The sequence below is a fragment of the Mucilaginibacter sp. P19 genome (genome assembly GCF_050632265.1).
Taxonomy (GTDB): Bacteria; Bacteroidota; Bacteroidia; order Sphingobacteriales; family Sphingobacteriaceae; genus Mucilaginibacter; species Mucilaginibacter gossypii.
In genome coordinates, this window is record NZ_CP192586.1 from 325,173 (window position 1) to 342,755 (window position 17,583).

Consider the following 17,583-nt stretch of genomic DNA (forward strand, 5'->3'; position numbering starts at 1 on the left):
TAGGTGGATAATGTAAAGTTACAAAAAACGTAACCATAATTACAAAAAAAACGTAAAAAATTCGGGTGTAACTTTTGGTTTATATAATTACACCCGAAATAGGTTACTTAAAACCTTTCAAAAGCCGAGAAAAAGAAGTTTCCTTCAATGTCGGCATTCTCGTCAGAGTCTGAGCCATGAACGGCATTTTCACCAATTGATCTTGCATACAGGTTACGGATGGTACCTTCGGCGGCATCGGCCGGGTTAGTGGCCCCGATCAGTTTACGGAATTCGGCAATAGCGTTGTCTTTTTCAAGAATAGCTGCTACAATAGGGCCCGATGACATAAACTCAACTAATCCGTTATAAAAAGGGCGTTCTTTGTGCACTTCATAAAACTGGCCCGCTTTTTCGGCAGATAATTTAGTGTATTTAAGCGCCACAATTTTAAAGCCGTTTTTGGTTATAATGTCTAAAATAGCACCGATATGCCCGTCTGCAACGGCATCAGGCTTTATCATGGTAAATGTTCTGTTGTTTTTCATTGAAATAATTGTTTCTTTTTTGGGTTATTAATAGATTAAATGCCTTTGTTACGTTGGTTTTAAAACATAAGCTTACTGATGCTTATGATAACATTTAAAATTTGCGGCAAAAATAGGCTTTTGTAACTGTAAGATAAAGCTTTTTGAATTAAATTAGATGGTTTGTATTTCATTTATTTATTTAGCTTTGCAACTCTTTTTAAGAATTGATGTTAGATTTAGCTTCGCTTACTGACCTTTTAACGAAACCTCAAAAAATAGTGATCACTACCCATCATAAACCCGATGGTGATGCTATGGGGTCGTCATTAGGCTTATATAATTATTTGATACAGCAGGGCCATCATGCCAGGGTTATTGCCCCTACAGATTATCCTGACTTTTTAAGCTGGCTGCCGGGTAACGAGAATGTTATTATTTATACCGAGCACCGCGAAGAAGCTGCCGCCCTGATAGCAGATGCGAAACTTATATTTTGCCTCGACTTTAATGCGCTGAGCCGTATCAATGATATGGGCGAGCTGGTTGGCGAGAGTAATGCCTATAAGATCATGATCGATCATCACCTGGAGCCTGCCGATTTTGACGATTACAGGCACTGGGATATCAATGCCTGTGCTACCGCGCAGTTAGTGTATGATTTTATAGTAAACCAGCTTCACCACAAAGAACTTGTAAATAAAAATGTGGCAACCTGTCTTTATACAGGCATCATGACCGATTCGGCTTCATTCAGGCTTCCCAACACTACATCCGGAGTTCACCGCATAGTTGCCGATTTGATAGATGCCGGTGCGGTTAACTGGCGCATTCATGAGCTGGTGTATAATAGCGCATCTGAAAACAGGCTGCGCTTTTTAGGTCATTGCCTGGCTAATTGCCTGGAGGTATTGCCTGAGTTTAATACAGCTATAATTGCAGTTAACAAACATGACCTGGAACGCTTTGATGTTGAAACAGGCGACACGGAAGGTGTGGTAAATTATGCATTATCGATGGCAAGCATCCGTTTGGCTGCTTTCATAGTTGAACGAAGCGACAGGGTGAAACTTTCATTACGCTCAAAAGGCGAGTTCCCGGCCAACGAGATTTGCAAAAAATACTTTAATGGCGGCGGTCACCGCAATGCGGCCGGTGGTCATTCTGAGGATAGCCTTGAACAGGTTATACAACAATTTAAACAAATTTTACCCGAATATAAAAAACTATTAATACAGTAAAAAAGTAATGATGAAAAGAAAACTGATGTTTCTGTCACTTGCGGCTATTGGATTTGCAAGTTGCAACGGTGGGTTTAAGCAAGGCGAAGGTGGCTTGCTTTATAATATCCACACCTCAAAAGGCAATCCTAAAGTTAAGGAAGGTGACTTTATGACACTGAACATGATCCTCAAAACCGATAAGGATTCAATTATCAATAACTCTTATGATAACGGCCAGCCTATACCAACGCTGATGCCTAAACCTCAAACCAAAGGTGATATTGTTTCTGGCTTAGCATTATTGGGCGAAGGTGATAGCGCCACCTTTAAAATTGCTGCTGATTCGGTATTTAAAGGCGGTCAGCAACGCCCGCCGGGCTTTAAAGGTAAATACCTGGTTTATACTATTAAAATTGAAAAGGTAGTTGCTAAAGGCGCACTTACCGAGCAAGTTTTCCGCGATCGCGTTACCCAATACATGAAAGGTCAAACCGACGCCCTTAAAGGTAAAGAGCCTGCTAAGATCCAGGGTTACCTGGATGCACATAAAGACTTGAAATTTGTAAAAACTGCATCAGGTTTAAATTATGCAGTTACTACACCAGGCAGTGGTGCTAACGTAGCAGTAGGTGATACAGCAGTAATTAATTATACTTTAAGGCTTGTTACTGGCAAAGTTTTGGAAACAAGTGTTAAAGCAGTAGCTGTAAAAGAAAAGATGCAGATCAACCCGATGAACCCTTATCAACCTATTCGCATTCCGGTAGGTGAAGGTAAAGTGATCAAAGGCTGGGACGAAGCTTTTCAATTGTTTAATAAAGGGACTAAAGCGATGTTGGTTATTCCATCATCATTAGGTTATGGCGATCAGGGAAGCCAGCAAATGCAGCCTTATACGCCGCTTGTATTTGAAGTTGAGCTGGTAAATATCATCCACCCAAATCCAAATGCACCAAAACCGGTTGCACCGCAAATGCAAATGCCAACCCCGACGACTAAATAGTTATCATGTTTTACAAAGCCTTTCCTGCTTAAAACAGGAAAGGCTTTTTTATTTATAACTTATGAAAAAACATATTTTTTCTTTTTTATTGCCGGCGCTTTCCGCGCTTGCTTTAAATGCAGGTGCGCAAACGGCTGGTTTGCAGAAAACCGCTAAAGGCGCGCTTTACCAGATCTATACTGCTAACCCGGGCAACAAAGCTAAGATCAACGATGTGCTTACTTTTAACTTTATCCAGAAAACCGATAAAGATTCAGTACTGTTCAGTAGTTATAAGGCAGGGCATCCCGTACAAGCCCAGGTGCAGGCCTCGCAAAATGTAGGCGACCTGATGGAAATATTCCCGCTGCTTGCAGCAAAAGACAGTGCCCTGGTTAAAATTCCAACCGATTCGGTATTTGTTGGTCATGAAGAAGCCCGTCCGCCATTTTTACCTAAAGGCAGCTTTCTTACTTTTATTTTAAAGATAGAGAAGGTGCAATCATTAAATGATGCCATTGCCGAAAGGAATGCAGGCCTTGAAAAACTAAAACAAGCTGAAACAGCCGACAGAGAAAGCTATATTACGGCACATGGTCTTAAACCTGTTACTACAGCTTCAGGCTTAAAATACGTGATAACCAGCCCAACAACCAAAAGAAAGCCACTTAACGGCGATACCGTGCTGGTAAATTATACCGGAAAGTTGCTTAACGGTAAACTGTTTGATACCAGTATTGAAGCTAACGCCAAAGCGGCGGGTATACAACAACCAGGCCGTCCGTATGAGCCTATAAGCGTTGTTTTAGGCGAACATAGGGTAATATCAGGTTGGGATGAAGGTTTGCTTTTATTAAATGAAGGTTCAAAAGCAACATTTATCATTCCTTCAAATCTTGCCTATGGCGAACGTCCTTACGGATCGGAAATACCCGGATACAGCACATTGGTATTCGATATCGAACTGGTAAAAGTAAAACCAGGCAAACATGCCGCGGTTACCCCGAAACCGGCTGCTGGTAAAGCTCCACTAAAAAAGCCGGCACAAAGAAACCGGCCGCTAAAAAGAACTGATAGAAGAAACCTCTCGCCAAAAGCGGGAGGTTTTTTGTTGGTAGTCGTCAGGTAATTAATTGAAAGTATCGATACTTTACCGCTATAAATTCGTTATTAAGTATTCAAGGTTTATTTTTGCAGCATGGTTTTAACCGACACGCACACCCATCAATACTACGAAACCATTCCTGAAAAACGCGCGGCGTTAATGCAGCGTTGTATCGATAATAACATTACCCGTTTATTTTTACCCAATGTTGATGCGGCTTCCGTTCCGCTGGTTTATGGTTTGGCGAATGAGTATCCTCAATATTGCTACCCCATGCTGGGCTTACATCCTTGTGATGTAAAGGAGAATTGGGAAGAAGAACTTTCGGCCATTATGAATGCCCATCAGCAAAACAGGATCTATGCTATAGGCGAGATAGGTATTGACCTGTATTGGGATAAAACGCATTTAAAGGAGCAGGTAGATGCGTTTGTAAAACAGATCAATTGGGCCAAAAGCCTTGATCTGGCCATTGTGATCCACTGTCGCGATGCTTTTGATGAGGTGTACGAAGTGCTGAAGGGGGAAGCAGATGAAAGGTTACGGGGTATTTTTCATTGTTTTGGAGGTACTCTTGAACAAGCTCAAAAAATGATCGACCTTAATTTTTACCTGGGCATAGGTGGGGTAGTTACCTACAAAAACTCGGGGCTTGATAAAGTAATACCGGAAATTGACCTTAAACATATCGTTTTAGAAACAGATTCTCCGTACCTTACGCCTGTTCCGTTCAGGGGTAAACCTAACGAAAGCTCGTACCTGGTATATATAGCCCAAAAGGTAGCAGAGCTTCACCAAACAAGCCTTGAAAAAGTGGCAGAGGTCACTACCGAAAATTCCAGGCTTGTATTCGGAATTTAAAATTGTTTAATATTTATATACAGCATAAACTTAATTAATGAGCCAAATTTTGATCATCTATACCGGAGGGACAATAGGTATGATGAGTGATCCGGTTACAAAGGTGCTCAAGCCTATCAACTTTGAGCAAATAATGGATAACGTGCCCGAGCTTGAAAAGCTTAACTGCCGTATCAAAGTACACTCGTTTGATGAGATCATTGATTCATCAAACATGAACCCTGAAATTTGGAGCGAGCTGGCCGGTTTGATCCAGTCAAACTATCATGATAATGATGGTTTTGTGATTTTGCACGGCTCGGATACGATGGCATATACCGCGTCGGCATTAAGTTTTATGTTAGAAAACTTAGGCAAGCCCATTATTTTCACAGGCTCGCAACTGCCGATAAGCGCCATCCGCACTGATGCAAAGGAAAACCTGATGACAGCTATTGAAATAGCTAAAGCTAAAAAGAATGACCGCGCCCGCGTGCCCGAGGTTTGTATCTATTTTGACTATAAACTGTTCCGTGGTAACAGGGCTTTTAAATATAATTCATCAAAGTTTGAGGCTTTCCGCTCGCCAAACTATCCTATATTGGCCGAATCGGGCGTTCATTTACGCTTTAGCGCGAACGATATCAGGCTGCCTGAAGACGAAAGCTCGCTGATTGTACACAATAACCTGGTGAATGATGTGGGCGTATTGAAGTTATACCCGGGCATAAGCCCTAAAGTGGTTGAGAACATTTTAAGCGCCGATGTGCGGGGCATAGTAATGGAAACCTTTGGGGCCGGTAATACCACAACCGACAGTTGGTTTATCGATTTGCTTAAAAGCGCTATCGACAGCGGTAAGGTAATCCTTGATATTTCGCAATGTAAGGTAGGTACGGTTGAACTCGGCCGTTACGAAACCAGCAAACACCTCAAAGATATCGGCGTAGCCAACGGCTATGACATGACTTTTGAATCGGCTGTTACCAAAATGATGTACCTGCTGGGCCAAAGCGATGATCCCTTGCAGGTAAAAGAATGGCTGGAAACGGATTTGAGAGGCGAGATTACGGTATCGTAAATTCATCGGTTACTGTTGTACTGAATATGAAAATTTGACAGATTTTAACGCGAGGCCTTTGAAGACTTACGAAGTTTCAAAAACTTCGTAAGTCTGGATTGGTTAATAAGGATGTTCATGTAAGATTTAAAATATCCTTCTATTAATAAGTTTCATAAAACTATCTTTAAATTTTTCGCTTACGGGGATGTGTTTATCCGCGATATAAATATGGTTGTCCTGAATTTTTACCAGTTGTTTGGTATTTACAATATAAGAGTTGTGCACCCGCACAAAGGGGGCCGAAAGCTGCTCTTCAATATCCTTGAGCCTGCGGTAAATTAATAACTGTTCCTGACTGGTAACAAGCCGTACGTATTCCTTTTCGCCTTCAAAGTATAAAATCTCGTCCAGTAGGATCCTGCGTAACACCTTGCCCGATTTTATAAAGAAATAGCCCTCATTAACCGGGGTTTGTTGCATCACCGGTTCGGACTTGCCAAAATACGCTTCAATCTTTTGCATGGCTGCCAGGAAGCGTTTCAGTGTGATTGGTTTCAGCAGATAATCAATAGTTTGATAGGTATAGCTTTCGGCAGCATATTCTGAATAGGCAGTAGTAAACACAATTTTGGTTTGCGGTGGAAGCAAGCCTGCCAGCTCCATGCCCGTTAATTGCGGCATGTTGATATCCAAGAAAATAAAATCAACCTTATTGGTTTTTAAAAAAGCCAGTGCCTCAAGCGCGTTATAACATTTGGCTTTAAGCTGCCACTGCGTACTTTGCTGCACCAGGATCTCCAGCAGGTTAACCGCGTTAGGTTCGTCATCAATTATGATACAGCTTAAATTCATGCTATCGGGATCTTTAAAAACGCGGCAAAGGTGTTGTTACTTTTATCAATTTTCAGGTCAAAATTTGAACCGTACAGCATGGTTAGCCTTTTGGTTAAGTTGACAATGCCGAAACCGGCAGCGCGTTTGCTTGCTACTTCGGTATGGATAGCATTGTTGGTTTTAAAAAAGAGATAATCACCCTGCTGAACCAAAGATATACCAATAAGGTTTTGTTCGCTCGATTTGTCGATGCCGTGCTTAAAAATATTCTCTACAAAAGTCATGAGCAGCATAGGCGGGATGCGCAGATCCGAATTGAAATTCTTTTCAAAAAAAACAACCACCTCATGCCTGATCCTGATTTTTTCTAATGCGATATAGTTTTCAATAAACTGTACTTCGGTGCCGATGGCTACATCATCCTTGGGGCTTTCATCAACAAAATAGCGCATAATGTCCGAAAGCCGCTCAATTAATGCCGCGGTACGGGGAGCCTCACGGTAAGCTTCGTAATAAATATTATTAAGTGTATTGAACAAAAAGTGCGGTTGCACTTGTGATTTAAGCAGGTTTAGTTCGGCCTGGCTTTTTTGAATCATAATCTCTTCCGTTTGCTGCTTTAGCTTAAAATAAGCTATCGCTATGCGAAAGATCAGGCTCATAATGAAAATGAGCACTCCGCCCGAAACGTAATTAATGATGGCTTTTTGACTGATATGCTCTGGTGTTTTTGCAAAAAAGGTATTATAAATAAGCAGGGTTGAATAACCCCGGAGCACACCCGTTGCCACTAAAAAAATGATGACAAGTAATACATACCAAATATATTTTTCTTTTTGGTAAAATACAGGATACAGGAGGAGGATGTTACCATATATGATAGCTGCGTAGAACGTAGTGTTAACAATGGTATAAACAGCCGATTGGCCTGCTCCATCCATCGGCAGATAAGAAAAAATAGCAACAGCGACACCGCTAACCATATCAAGAGCTGGAGTTGTGTAATGGATGGGCGGGTTTTAAATAGTTGCATTTTTAAAATTACTAAGCTTTTTGTTTGTGGATGCCGGTTTTAAATAGTTGCCGGCATTTATTCAATAAATGGCACTAAATGTTCAATAAGTTGGTCTTCAGGTATATTATTGAATAAATACAGTAGTAGGCTAAAAAAACGCGGCAGTGGTTTAACCGGTTTCATCGGATGGTTGATAAAAGTCAGTTTTGAATTGTTAACAGAAAAGTATCCTTATCAAACCATCAAATTATCATGAAAACCGAACAATTAGCCGAAAAATTAGTAGCTGTAAGCCTTAGCTTGTTGCTGCTGCTATCGCATACGCCTAAAGTATTTGCTCAAACTGATACCATCCGTGTAAAAGACAAACGCCTGCTTACATCGGCGCTTAAACCCGGGTTAAAGCAATACCTCGTGTATTTTCAAAATACAAAGGACAACCGGAGCCTGAAATTTTGGCTTTGGCTGCGTGATATAAACCTCGAAACCCGTAACGGTGAAAAGGTATTTACTATAACCCAGCACTGGTATGGCAGCGATAGCTTATCATACCGTTCCATTTATTCCGTTAATAAAGTACCTGATTTCGCGCCGATTTATCATTCAGAAACCATCGGCAAAAAAACAAAGGCCTTTAACTGGGCTGCCGATAAAGTGATAAGTGCCGACACCGTTGCCAATAACGAGGCTAAGAATTTTAAGCTTGATTTTACCTTCGCCAACTTTAATTGGAATTTAGACATTGAAACCTTTGAGATGTTACCGCTTGCCGAAGGCAAAAGTTTTGCTATCCCCTTTTATGAGGCCGGGATCCCTGCACCGCTTTATGTTTTATACAAAGTAACCGGCAGCGAGTTAATTACTACATTGGATGGTAACAAAGTTGATTGCTGGAAGCTATATAACGAAAGCGATTACAATGGCCGCCATTTTACCGAAACCTACTGGATCAGTAAAAAAATCATGAATTTTTAAAAGAGGAGGATTCTTTTGGAGGGGGTATCGCTACAAAATAAAAATGATGGGTGCCGCGACTAACCTGCTGCCGAGGTTTACGAAGTAAAATACATTAAAAGAATATACCAATCCTCTTGAAAAACAGCCGGGGCTATGATACTAAAATCATAGCCCCCGGCCTTTGGTATAAGCAGTTAATAGTTTACTGATTCAACCCAAATGCTTCCCAGCCCGATGCGGTAGCCCGGTTACAGGTCATGGCCTGCGTTCCGTTTTCGCTTGAAATGAATTTGCCGTTGTTGCCGCGTAACGTTATTTTTCCGTCGGTGGTAACTATCCAGTCAAATTTTTCCCAATCGCTTGGCGTGGTGCGGTTACAGGTGATGGCTTGTGTGCCGTTTTCTGATGATACATATTTACCCATACTGCGCAGGTAGATTTTGCCGTTGCCTGCGTCAAGAACAGTGAAATGTTCCCAGTCGCCGGCAGTGGTGCGGGTGCAGGTCATAGCCTGCGTACCGTTTTCGCCGCTTACATATTTGCCGTTGAAGCCTTTAAGCGAAATTACTGTACCTATTGGAGGAGTTGGCGGGGGATTGGTAGTACCGCCGGTAATAATAGTGTTCATGGCCGAAAGCAGGGAGTTGGCACCCGAAGCGTCGCCGCCCAAATCCCAGATCATCATGCCCCCTGCCTGGTTAAGTGCCAGGGTAGTTTTGCTTTTAATAGTTGGGATACCATTATAGCCAAAAGTTTGAAAGGTATCTGAGTTGGGGCTACCGCCTATCGCTAAAACATCAACATAGTTCATGGTCGAATAATCGTACCGGTTATCTCTTGCATAAAATGGAACGCCCAGTATGGTTTTGGCAACCGGTAAGCCACGGCCGGCCCAGTAGCTTAAGCAATCAACTGCCGATTGGTAGGTAGAGTGCTGGAAGTTGTTGTCGTCATAATCCATGATGTTGATCCAATCAAGGATAGAGAACATATTGCTGGTAACGTAAGTAGCCCCAACCGAGATGGAGGCGATGGTACATAACCTGCCGCTGTTATGCATGGCAGTTGATAGTTCCTGCAGTAATAAATAAAAGTTACTGGTTTCGGTACCTGCCGAGGGGAACTCCCAGTCGATATCCACGCCATCAACGTTATACTGGTTACAAAAGTTGACCATATTATTAACAAAAGTGGTACGGTAACCGGCGTTGGCTACAATAGGATGGAAGGCATCGCCGCCGCCACCACCGCCTACAGATATCATTACTTTAACATTATGGCTGTGTGCGTTTGATACCAGGCTGGTGAATTTTGAAAGGTTATCGAGCGGGTTCAGCCCTCCGGTATTGGTAGGGGTAAGAAAGGCGTAGTTAACGTGGGTCAGTTTGCTGTATTGAACAGCATTTACATCGCCCTGCCAGCTGGGCAGGTAGCCTATTACTTTAAATGAGGCAATAGGTACGGCATTGTTAACAGTAACCGGCTTGCTGCTATTATCGGTGTTTGAATCGCTGCCGGTTTTAAACTGGTTCATGTTATCCTTTTTACAGGATGATAGCACTGCGAGCGCAGCCAGGATCAGGCCAAGGAGGTAAGAGTTAAGTTTCGATCTCATAAGTTAAATTTGTTAAATGGTTTTAGATGTATTATTTGGTTTATAAATAAGCCGGGCAATAAAACACAAACCTGTTAACCAAATTCATGATACTTATGAATATCATATACTAATACCAGGAAAGGCGCGTTAATAGGTGTAAATAGATGTTTTTGTATTGGTAAAATTATATAAACATCTTATTATAAATACCTTATAATAACCTCAATACGATTCGATCACAAGCGTGGTAGTGCTTTTGTAGTGTGATGATATACGGAGAAAACCCGCCTTCCCGACAAAAAAATATTTTGATGATACGCTTAACTCACAGTTTATATATTATTATAGACGGGAAAAAGCGTTGAGTGGGGAAGTCGCTTACCCGATTTAAAACCAGATAAGCGGGTGCCTGATGGGTAAATTTCGGATAACTTCTTCAACCTGAGGGTTATGATCCAGTTTTTGCCAGGTTGTTAACCATACTTTTTCATGGTAGGCATTAGCGCCAAACAGCAGGAAGGGCTGCGCAATAGGCCAGTTGTCCCAATACATTACGTCGGGTTTTAAAGTCCATTTACTTTTATCTGCTACAAAGGGATATAGATAACTTATCCCTTTTTTGATGGATTTGCCATCCGGTGTTTCAAAGTTCCATAAATTATCCTGCGGGCTTGAAAGGATCTGGCACAGCATGGTCATGGCATCGAGGTTAAAAATAGAGTAGCCATAGGGTTTGGTACGAGCCATCTCTAAGGGGAAGCTGCCGTCGGTACCCATTTGGCGGGGGAGCAATATCGTTTTGTATCGCACGCGAATCGAATCGAGTACTACTTCATTTTTACAAAGTTTGGCAAAGGAGGCTACCTGCATAGCCCAGCAGGTGGCGTGGTTGTTTTTAACATCCCTTTCCTGGATGCCGGGTTTACTGGTCATGAGCCAGTTGGTATAATCGGTAAACCATTTTTTAACAGCGGCTGTAGTTTCGGCATCCATGGCTTTTTCCATCACGATAATGCCTTGCGCAACTTCCATGAGATGAATGGTGTCGATAATGCCATAATTACGGCCGGTGAACTGTCCCTTAACTGCCTGGGCGAACCAAAGACTTGGGTTCATCAACGTTTCGGAACCAATAAACCAGGCTTTAAGGTGGATTACAGCCTGTTTAACATATTTTACATCTCCGGTTATTTTATAGGCCGATGCCAGGGCGCCGATGATCTTACTAAAGCGGATCATGGCTTTGCGGTGTTCTACAAAGTTATCCGGGTTGGTCATGCCATCGCGGTTGATGTAAGGCCCGTCGGGATTTTTGGGATCAGGCCAGAAATAATCGGCTTCCGAAAAAAGTCGTGTTTACCGCCCGCACTCCTGGGTGAAGATGACGCTGTAACTGTAACCGGCTGCTGTTGCATGGCCCAGGCGGCCTCGGTCATTATTTGCTTTTTGAGAGTTTGTTCTGCAGCTTTTTCTACCGGAGATTTATCTGGTTTTGATTGTAGGGGCGTAAAAGCAAATTGCGTTAAGGTTGTAACAGCAATTAAAATTGCAGCAAATAATTTTTTCATGGCGATGGTTTATAATGGTGCCGACAAGATAAGCATAGTGGATAATTGTTTTTGGTGTGTAGGGGATTGGTGGAGGCGTTTTTTCACGACAACGTTGAAGTAAAAAACGCTTAGCGCATTTATTCTTCATTAGGATTTGCAGGTTCTCCAGGCAAATGGCATAACTATTGATTAAATAATCTACATCAGTATGTAAAAAGCGTTATCCAGCCATAAAATTATGGTTAGGCACTATAAACATTATGCCAACGTTTTTTATGTTTACGCAAATCATTAGATATGAAAACTCTAAAAACACCTTTATTAGCTCTTGCAATAGCTGTTTTAGCTATCACTACCCAAGCCTGCAAAACCAAAAAAGCGGTTGTGCAAACACCGCCACCGGCCCAGCCAACACAACAAGCTGCAACCCCTCCGCCCGCACCAAAACCGGCGCCAACCCCTCCGCCGGCACCTGCTCCTGCACCGGAGAAACCAGATTATAATTTCAGCAATATCCAGTTTGAGTTTAACTCAGCAGTGTTAAAAACTGCTTCGTACCAAACTTTAGATCATATTGTTAAAGAACTGAAAAAAGACCCGTCGGCGAAATTCGTTTTAAATGGCAATGCTTCTGCCGAAGGTACTGCCGAGCATAACATGTCGTTATCTGTAGATAGAGCAAACTCTGTAAAATTGTACCTGGTAAACAGCGGTGTTAATGGCGATAACCTTACTGTAAAAGGCTGGGGCGAAAGCAAACCGATAGCTGATAACACTACCGAAGATGGCCGTGTACTTAACCGTCGTGTTGAGGTTAAGCTGGCACAGTAAATAAAAATTTTCAATGGAAACCACAGGCAGCTCATTGGGCTGCCTTTTTTGTTAGATAAAATTATTCGGTACCGTTAACCAACTGAAAAATAGTGAATAAATGATGGGCCTCATGTAATACAAAAAACTCGGCCCATTTTAAGATGGTTAGCCTGCCATATTTAGGATGTACGCCAATGCACGATAATTCGCTGTCGCTAAGCCCCGACAACAGATCGATAATTGTTGTCCTGTCCGTATTTATCATGTCCAGCAGTTCTCTTAAACCCATTGATTTGAAAGGTATAAACTCAGGATCGAGATCTCCGGTGTAACGATCAAAAACAGGCGTATCTTTATTCAATATCAGGTGTATACGGTCTGTAAATATTTTCTGGTACCGGGCCAGGTGGGCTATGTTATCTAAAGCGCTCCATTTGCCGGGTACCGGTGGCGTAATTAATTTATCGTTGCTTATATAGGCAACCAATTGTTCTATGGTAAGATGCTGGGTTTTTAGTCTTTCGGAGAGTGATGTATATAAGCTCATATGCCTTACGGTTAATTTAAAATTCATCACAAAAATGATACGATTTTACCAATGATTGAGCCGTTTTGTGTAAAATGATTGCTTTAATTTGGAATGTGTAAAACTGTCCGTAGTGCTATATGTTCAGGCATAAAAGCCTCGGTCATTTTTTAACCTTCCTGCTTTATTAAAACGTAAATTTAACCGAACTGGCGCAGGTATTTTGATCACCTATGAATAAATATAAACTATATGCCGGTTTAGTTGGTGCCGGTGCAATAGCGCTTGTTTCAGTTGCGTGGCAAACTAAAGTCGTGAAGCAACCTGAGCAGGCAAGGAGACGCCCGAATATTATCGTGATCCTGGCCGATGATATGGGTTTTTCTGATCTGGGCTGTTATGGCGGTGAGGTGAATACCCCCAACATCAATTACCTTGCTCAAAATGGTATCCGCTACAGGCAATTCTATAACACATCGCGTTGCTGCCCAACAAGAGCATCTTTACTTACCGGTTTATACAATCAGCAGGCGGGCATAGGCAAAATGACCGACGCCGAAGACGAACCCGGCTATCTCGGTCATATTACAGAAAATGCAGTAACCCTTGCCGAAGTTTTGAAATCCGCAGGTTACCATACCGCCATGTCGGGAAAGTGGCATGTGTCCAACACCAACGGACAGCCTAATGCGCAGGACCAGATGGCCTGGTTAAATCATCATAAAGATTTTGGCGATTTTTCGCCCATTAGCCAGTACCCAACCAGCCGCGGGTTCGAGAAATTTTTTGGAACCATTTGGGGCGTGGTTGATTTTTATGATCCTTTTAGTTTGGTTAGCGGTACTAAGCCCATTAAAACCGTCCCCAAAAACTACTATCATACAGATGCTATTAACGATACTGCGGTAGCTTATATCAAAGGCTACGCTAAATCGTTAAAGCCGTTCTTTTTGTACGTTGCCGAAAATGCACCGCACTGGCCGCTGATGGCAAAGCCAGAGGATATTGCCAAATATAAAGACACCTACAAAGCGGGCTGGCAGGCAATCCGCGAAGCGAGATACAAAAAGATGGTGCAGCTTGGCCTTATCGACCCTGCAAAAACAAAGCTGTCAGATCGCTGGAAAGGTGATCTGCAATGGGAAAACAACCCTGATAAAGAATGGGACGCCATGGCTATGGCTGTTCATGCCGCTATGATCGACAGGATGGACCAGGGTATTGGCCGCATTGTTAAAACGCTGAAAGAAACGGGTCAGCTGGATAACACGCTTATCGTTTTCCTGTCGGACAATGGGGCAAGTGCCGAAAACTGCGCTGCTTATGGCCCGGGTTTTGACCGCCCTAACGAAACCCGCGACGGACGGAAAATTGTTTATGCCACAAAGAAAGAAGCTTTGCCGGGCCCGGAGACTACTTATTCGTCAATCGGGCCGCATTGGGCAAACGTAGCCAACACGCCGTATGAATATTGGAAAGCCGAATCATATGAAGGTGGTATCCATACACCGATGATCGCCTTTTGGCCAAAGGGAATTACTGCTAATAGAGGTGGCTTTAATGACCATGTGGGCCATGTGATGGATTTCATGAGCACTTTTGTTGAGCTGGCCGGGGCCAAATATCCTAAAACATATAAGGGGTACAACATTCCACCGACTACAGGTATCAGCCTGGTGCCAAGCTTTAAAGGAAAATATGCTCCGGGTCATGAGGATTTGTTTAACGAGCACTTCGGCGCGAGGTATGCGCGTTCAGGAAACTGGAAGCTGGTATCGCTGAGTAATGATACTACCTGGCATTTGTACGATCTGTCGCGGGATAAAACCGAAACTGCCGATCTGAAATCGAAATACCCGGAAAAAGTGCACCAACTGGATAGCCTTTGGCATATCTGGGCAAATACGCACCAGGTTTTTCCAAAGCCTGGAAATAAGAGTAAATAATAAAAAAACCAACAATAAATTAAAACCAAAAGTAAAACGTAGTTTATGAACCGCATTTTTAAAAAACGTACTTGCTTGTTTCCGGACTGGCAGCATCGTTTGTTGCACAAACAGCGCTGGCACAAGATAAGATGCCGTCTTATCCGCTGATCACGCACAACACTTATTTCAGCATCTGGTCAAACACCGATAAGTTAAATGAATCAACCACCAAGCACTGGACCGGGAAAGATCAATCGTTACTGGGCCTCATTAAGGTTGATGGCAATTACTACCGTTTTATGGGCGCATCGGCCGTTAATTATAAAACCATTTTAGCAGCTACCGACGAAAAATCGTACAACAGTCAATACCTGGCCGAAACTGCCCCGGCAGAAGGCTGGGAAAAACCGGGCTTTAATGATCAGGGCTGGAAAAGCAGCGCTGCGCCATTTGGCGATGAACGTGCAGGCAAAGGCACTGAATGGAGAGGTAAAGACATTTGGGTTCGTCGTAAATTTAATATTGCCGAATTACCGAAAGGCCGTTTAATGTTGAAAATTTATCATGATGATGAAGCCGAAGTATACCTGAACGGCCAGCAGATTGCTGCCGAAGGTGGTGCTAACGGCGATTTTGAAACTGTTGCATTGCCTGCCAGTGCAAAATCGAATCTGAAAGCAGGCGAAAACGTTTTGGCTATCCATTGTAAAAACACCGGTGGCGGCTCGTTTATTGATGCCGGTCTTGCTGAAGAAGTGTTGAGCAAGGATGACAGAAGCCGTTAAACTGGCTGAGCAAACCAGCGTTAAAGTTACAGCTACCCAAACCGTATATAACTTTAAAGCAGGGGAGGTAAACCTGAAACTTACGTTTACTTCGCCATTGGTTATGGGCGATTTGAAATTACTTACCACCCCGGTATCATACATCACTTACCAATTGAAATCAACCGATGGGAAAGCTCATGATGTTCAGATCTATCAGGGGGTATCAAGTAATCTGGCTGTAAATACACCATCACAGGAAGTTACTGCGTCAAAATACAGTCAGAACGGCCTTAAGCTGTTAAAAGCGGGCACCGTGGAACAACCCGTATTACAGAAAAAAGGTGATAACCTGCGTATTGACTGGGGCTATGTTTATGTTGCTTCGTCAACCGCCGGAGCTAAACAATACATCACTCCCGAAGGTGAGGCGGTATCATCATTCCTGGGCGCCCAAAAAGGTGAAACTACGGCTACTGGTAAACAATTCATGTTAAGCACGGTATTACCATTTGATAAAGTGACTGCTGCGCCGGTATCTAAATTTATTTCGGTTGGGTATGATGATATTTATGCTATTCAATACTTTAAAACCAATTTAAGGCCATGGTGGAGGAATGCTCCGGGTGCTACTATTGAAGGCGTACTGAGCGATGCTACCAAAGCTTATGCTAAAGTGATTGGCACTTGTGTAAAAACAGATGCTAAGATCTGGGCCGATGCGGTTAAAGCCGGTGGTGAAAAATATGCTAAGTTATGTGTAATGGCTTATCGTCAAAGTATTGCCGCGCACCAATTGGTTAAAAGCCCGGAGGGCGAATTGCTGTTCCTATCCAAAGAGAACTTTAGCAATGGCTCAATCAACACGGTTGACATTACTTACCCTTCGGCTCCAATGTACCTGCTATACAATCCTGATTTGTTGAAAGGTATGATGAACGGCATCTTCTATTTCAGCGAAAGCGGTAAATGGAATAAACCTTACTCATCGCACGATTTAGGTACTTATCCATTGGCCAACGGCCAAACTTATGGCGAGGACATGCCGGTTGAAGAAAGTGGTAACATGATTATCCTTAACGCTGCTTTAGCAAAAGTTGAAGGCAATGCCAACTATGCTAAAAAACACTGGAAAACATTAACTATTTGGACTGAGTATCTTGCTAAATCAGGTTTTGATCCGGGTAGCCAATTGTGTACTGATGATTTTGCCGGTCACCTGGCACACAATGCCAACTTATCAGTAAAAGCTATTGTAGCCATTGACGCCTACGGCGAATTAGCCGGTATGTTAGGTGATGCCGCAACCGCTAAAAAGTACAAAGCTATGGCTAAAGACATGGCTAAAAAATGGGAATACAAAGCCAACGCGGGCGATCACTACGGCCTGGTGTTTGACAGCAAAGATACCTGGAGCCAGAAATACAACATGGTTTGGGATAAAGTGTTGGGCTTGAAATTATTCCCTCAAAAAGTGTACGATACCGAGCTTAAATACTATTTAGCACACCAAAAAGAGTTTGGTTTGCCGCTTGATAGCCGTAAAACCTACACAAAAAGCGATTGGATCCTTTGGACTGCATCTATGGCCGATAACAGAGCTGATTTCAACGCTTTAGTTGCTCCGGTTTACAAATTTGCTACCGAAACTTCATCACGCGTACCACTAAGCGACTGGCACGAAACTACCAACGGTAAAATGGTAGGCTTCCAGGCGCGTAGCGTAATTGGCGGCTATTATATGAAAACTTTAAGGGATAAGTTGGCGGCTAAGTAAAGCCACCAACTTTAATAATTGGAAAGGGAGTCTGCATAGCAGGCTCCTTTTTTTGTTCTGGTATATTTTTATACATTTAGATCTGACTTCACTACAAAAGATA

At 42.7% G+C, this 17,583-nt stretch carries 17 protein-coding genes; 10 read left to right on the plus strand and 7 right to left on the minus strand.

What is annotated here, in order from left to right:
• Positions 1 to 107 precede the first annotated feature (107 nt).
• Positions 108 to 527 carry a nucleoside-diphosphate kinase gene (locus ACQ86K_RS01645; RefSeq protein WP_091172728.1) on the minus strand — a complete coding sequence of 140 codons (420 nt, stop codon included), beginning with the start codon at positions 525 to 527 and terminating at the stop codon, positions 108 to 110.
• A gap of 209 nt (positions 528 to 736) precedes the next feature.
• On the opposite strand from ACQ86K_RS01645, the gene ACQ86K_RS01650 reads away from it, so the two are divergent.
• The 5 genes from ACQ86K_RS01650 to ACQ86K_RS01670 all read left to right on the plus strand — a co-directional run bounded on the left by ACQ86K_RS01650 (position 737) and on the right by ACQ86K_RS01670 (position 5,737).
• Positions 737 to 1,747: a DHH family phosphoesterase gene (locus tag ACQ86K_RS01650; RefSeq protein ID WP_431200774.1), complete on the plus strand. Its 1,011-nt coding sequence runs from the start codon at positions 737 to 739 to the stop codon at positions 1,745 to 1,747.
• Between the two features lie 7 nt (positions 1,748 to 1,754).
• Positions 1,755 to 2,732 (plus strand): FKBP-type peptidyl-prolyl cis-trans isomerase, encoded by a 978-nt coding sequence (locus tag ACQ86K_RS01655; RefSeq protein ID WP_090530965.1) that lies wholly within the window; start codon positions 1,755 to 1,757, stop codon positions 2,730 to 2,732.
• Positions 2,733 to 2,793: 61 nt separating this feature from the next.
• Positions 2,794 to 3,840 carry an FKBP-type peptidyl-prolyl cis-trans isomerase gene (locus ACQ86K_RS01660; RefSeq protein ID WP_431199675.1) on the plus strand — a complete coding sequence of 349 codons (1,047 nt, stop codon included), beginning with the start codon at positions 2,794 to 2,796 and terminating at the stop codon, positions 3,838 to 3,840.
• Positions 3,841 to 3,909: 69 nt separating this feature from the next.
• Positions 3,910 to 4,677 carry a TatD family hydrolase gene (locus ACQ86K_RS01665; RefSeq protein WP_354484539.1) on the plus strand — a complete coding sequence of 256 codons (768 nt, stop codon included), beginning with the start codon at positions 3,910 to 3,912 and terminating at the stop codon, positions 4,675 to 4,677.
• Between the two features lie 37 nt (positions 4,678 to 4,714).
• Positions 4,715 to 5,737 (plus strand): asparaginase, encoded by a 1,023-nt coding sequence (locus tag ACQ86K_RS01670; RefSeq protein WP_112651584.1) that lies wholly within the window; start codon positions 4,715 to 4,717, stop codon positions 5,735 to 5,737.
• Between the two features lie 126 nt (positions 5,738 to 5,863).
• Here the strand turns inward: ACQ86K_RS01670 and ACQ86K_RS01675 are convergent, their stop codons facing one another.
• Positions 5,864 to 6,571 (minus strand): LytR/AlgR family response regulator transcription factor, encoded by a 708-nt coding sequence (locus tag ACQ86K_RS01675; RefSeq protein WP_090530952.1) that lies wholly within the window; start codon positions 6,569 to 6,571, stop codon positions 5,864 to 5,866.
• Positions 6,568 to 7,536, minus strand: a complete 969-nt coding sequence (locus ACQ86K_RS01680) for a sensor histidine kinase (protein WP_431199676.1) — start codon at positions 7,534 to 7,536, stop codon at positions 6,568 to 6,570. The genes ACQ86K_RS01675 and ACQ86K_RS01680 overlap by 4 nt, the downstream gene beginning before the upstream one ends.
• Positions 7,537 to 7,820: 284 nt before the next feature.
• On the opposite strand from ACQ86K_RS01680, the gene ACQ86K_RS01685 reads away from it, so the two are divergent.
• Positions 7,821 to 8,543 carry a hypothetical protein gene (locus ACQ86K_RS01685; protein ID WP_431199677.1) on the plus strand — a complete coding sequence of 241 codons (723 nt, stop codon included), beginning with the start codon at positions 7,821 to 7,823 and terminating at the stop codon, positions 8,541 to 8,543.
• A 184-nt stretch (positions 8,544 to 8,727) separates the two neighbouring features.
• On the opposite strand, the gene ACQ86K_RS01690 is transcribed toward ACQ86K_RS01685, so the two are convergent.
• The 3 genes from ACQ86K_RS01690 to ACQ86K_RS01700 all read right to left on the minus strand — a co-directional run bounded on the left by ACQ86K_RS01690 (position 8,728) and on the right by ACQ86K_RS01700 (position 11,690).
• Positions 8,728 to 10,140: a glycosyl hydrolase family 18 protein gene (locus ACQ86K_RS01690; protein ID WP_431199678.1), complete on the minus strand. Its 1,413-nt coding sequence runs from the start codon at positions 10,138 to 10,140 to the stop codon at positions 8,728 to 8,730.
• A gap of 369 nt (positions 10,141 to 10,509) precedes the next feature.
• Positions 10,510 to 11,415 (minus strand): alginate lyase family protein, encoded by a 906-nt coding sequence (locus ACQ86K_RS01695; RefSeq protein ID WP_431200775.1) that lies wholly within the window; start codon positions 11,413 to 11,415, stop codon positions 10,510 to 10,512.
• Entirely contained in the window at positions 11,397 to 11,690 is a 294-nt protein-coding gene (locus tag ACQ86K_RS01700) for a hypothetical protein (RefSeq protein WP_431199679.1), read from the minus strand. The genes ACQ86K_RS01695 and ACQ86K_RS01700 overlap by 19 nt, the downstream gene beginning before the upstream one ends.
• A 279-nt stretch (positions 11,691 to 11,969) precedes the next feature.
• Here ACQ86K_RS01700 and ACQ86K_RS01705 point away from each other — a divergent pair, with 279 nt between their 5' ends.
• Positions 11,970 to 12,503, plus strand: a complete 534-nt coding sequence (locus tag ACQ86K_RS01705; protein WP_090530934.1) for an OmpA family protein — start codon at positions 11,970 to 11,972, stop codon at positions 12,501 to 12,503.
• A 61-nt stretch (positions 12,504 to 12,564) separates the two neighbouring features.
• Here the strand turns inward: ACQ86K_RS01705 and ACQ86K_RS01710 are convergent, their stop codons facing one another.
• Positions 12,565 to 13,032: a DinB family protein gene (locus ACQ86K_RS01710; protein WP_090530930.1), complete on the minus strand. Its 468-nt coding sequence runs from the start codon at positions 13,030 to 13,032 to the stop codon at positions 12,565 to 12,567.
• Positions 13,033 to 13,244: 212 nt separating this feature from the next.
• Here ACQ86K_RS01710 and ACQ86K_RS01715 point away from each other — a divergent pair, with 212 nt between their 5' ends.
• From ACQ86K_RS01715 to ACQ86K_RS01725, 3 genes are all read left to right on the plus strand, one after another.
• Positions 13,245 to 14,957 (plus strand): arylsulfatase, encoded by a 1,713-nt coding sequence (locus ACQ86K_RS01715; protein ID WP_188834254.1) that lies wholly within the window; start codon positions 13,245 to 13,247, stop codon positions 14,955 to 14,957.
• Between the two features lie 71 nt (positions 14,958 to 15,028).
• Complete coding sequence (locus ACQ86K_RS01720) at positions 15,029 to 15,724, plus strand: DUF4964 domain-containing protein (RefSeq protein WP_431199680.1); 696 nt, start codon at positions 15,029 to 15,031, stop codon at positions 15,722 to 15,724.
• A complete protein-coding gene (locus ACQ86K_RS01725) occupies positions 15,708 to 17,480 on the plus strand; it encodes a glutaminase domain-containing protein (protein WP_431199681.1) in 1,773 nt (590 codons plus the stop codon). Before ACQ86K_RS01720 ends, ACQ86K_RS01725 begins: the two co-directional genes overlap by 17 nt.
• Positions 17,481 to 17,583 lie beyond the last annotated feature (103 nt).

What these genes read in the sequence shown, in the direction of transcription:
- ACQ86K_RS01670 (WP_112651584.1), top strand. Translation starts at nt 4,715, where the DNA reads ATGAGCCAAATTTTGATCATCTATACCGGAGGGACAATAGGTATGATG.
- ACQ86K_RS01675 (WP_090530952.1), bottom strand. Translation starts at nt 6,571, where the DNA reads ATGAATTTAAGCTGTATCATAATTGATGACGAACCTAACGCGGTTAAC.
- ACQ86K_RS01660 (WP_431199675.1), top strand. Translation starts at nt 2,794, where the DNA reads ATGAAAAAACATATTTTTTCTTTTTTATTGCCGGCGCTTTCCGCGCTT.
- ACQ86K_RS01665 (WP_354484539.1), top strand. Translation starts at nt 3,910, where the DNA reads ATGGTTTTAACCGACACGCACACCCATCAATACTACGAAACCATTCCT.
- ACQ86K_RS01685 (WP_431199677.1), top strand. Translation starts at nt 7,821, where the DNA reads ATGAAAACCGAACAATTAGCCGAAAAATTAGTAGCTGTAAGCCTTAGC.
- ACQ86K_RS01705 (WP_090530934.1), top strand. Translation starts at nt 11,970, where the DNA reads ATGAAAACTCTAAAAACACCTTTATTAGCTCTTGCAATAGCTGTTTTA.
- ACQ86K_RS01680 (WP_431199676.1), bottom strand. Translation starts at nt 7,536, where the DNA reads ATGGTTAGCGGTGTCGCTGTTGCTATTTTTTCTTATCTGCCGATGGAT.
- ACQ86K_RS01655 (WP_090530965.1), top strand. Translation starts at nt 1,755, where the DNA reads ATGATGAAAAGAAAACTGATGTTTCTGTCACTTGCGGCTATTGGATTT.
- ACQ86K_RS01700 (WP_431199679.1), bottom strand. Translation starts at nt 11,690, where the DNA reads ATGAAAAAATTATTTGCTGCAATTTTAATTGCTGTTACAACCTTAACG.
- ACQ86K_RS01710 (WP_090530930.1), bottom strand. Translation starts at nt 13,032, where the DNA reads ATGAGCTTATATACATCACTCTCCGAAAGACTAAAAACCCAGCATCTT.
- ACQ86K_RS01645 (WP_091172728.1), bottom strand. Translation starts at nt 527, where the DNA reads ATGAAAAACAACAGAACATTTACCATGATAAAGCCTGATGCCGTTGCA.
- ACQ86K_RS01690 (WP_431199678.1), bottom strand. Translation starts at nt 10,140, where the DNA reads ATGAGATCGAAACTTAACTCTTACCTCCTTGGCCTGATCCTGGCTGCG.
- ACQ86K_RS01725 (WP_431199681.1), top strand. Translation starts at nt 15,708, where the DNA reads ATGACAGAAGCCGTTAAACTGGCTGAGCAAACCAGCGTTAAAGTTACA.
- ACQ86K_RS01715 (WP_188834254.1), top strand. Translation starts at nt 13,245, where the DNA reads ATGAATAAATATAAACTATATGCCGGTTTAGTTGGTGCCGGTGCAATA.
- ACQ86K_RS01650 (WP_431200774.1), top strand. Translation starts at nt 737, where the DNA reads ATGTTAGATTTAGCTTCGCTTACTGACCTTTTAACGAAACCTCAAAAA.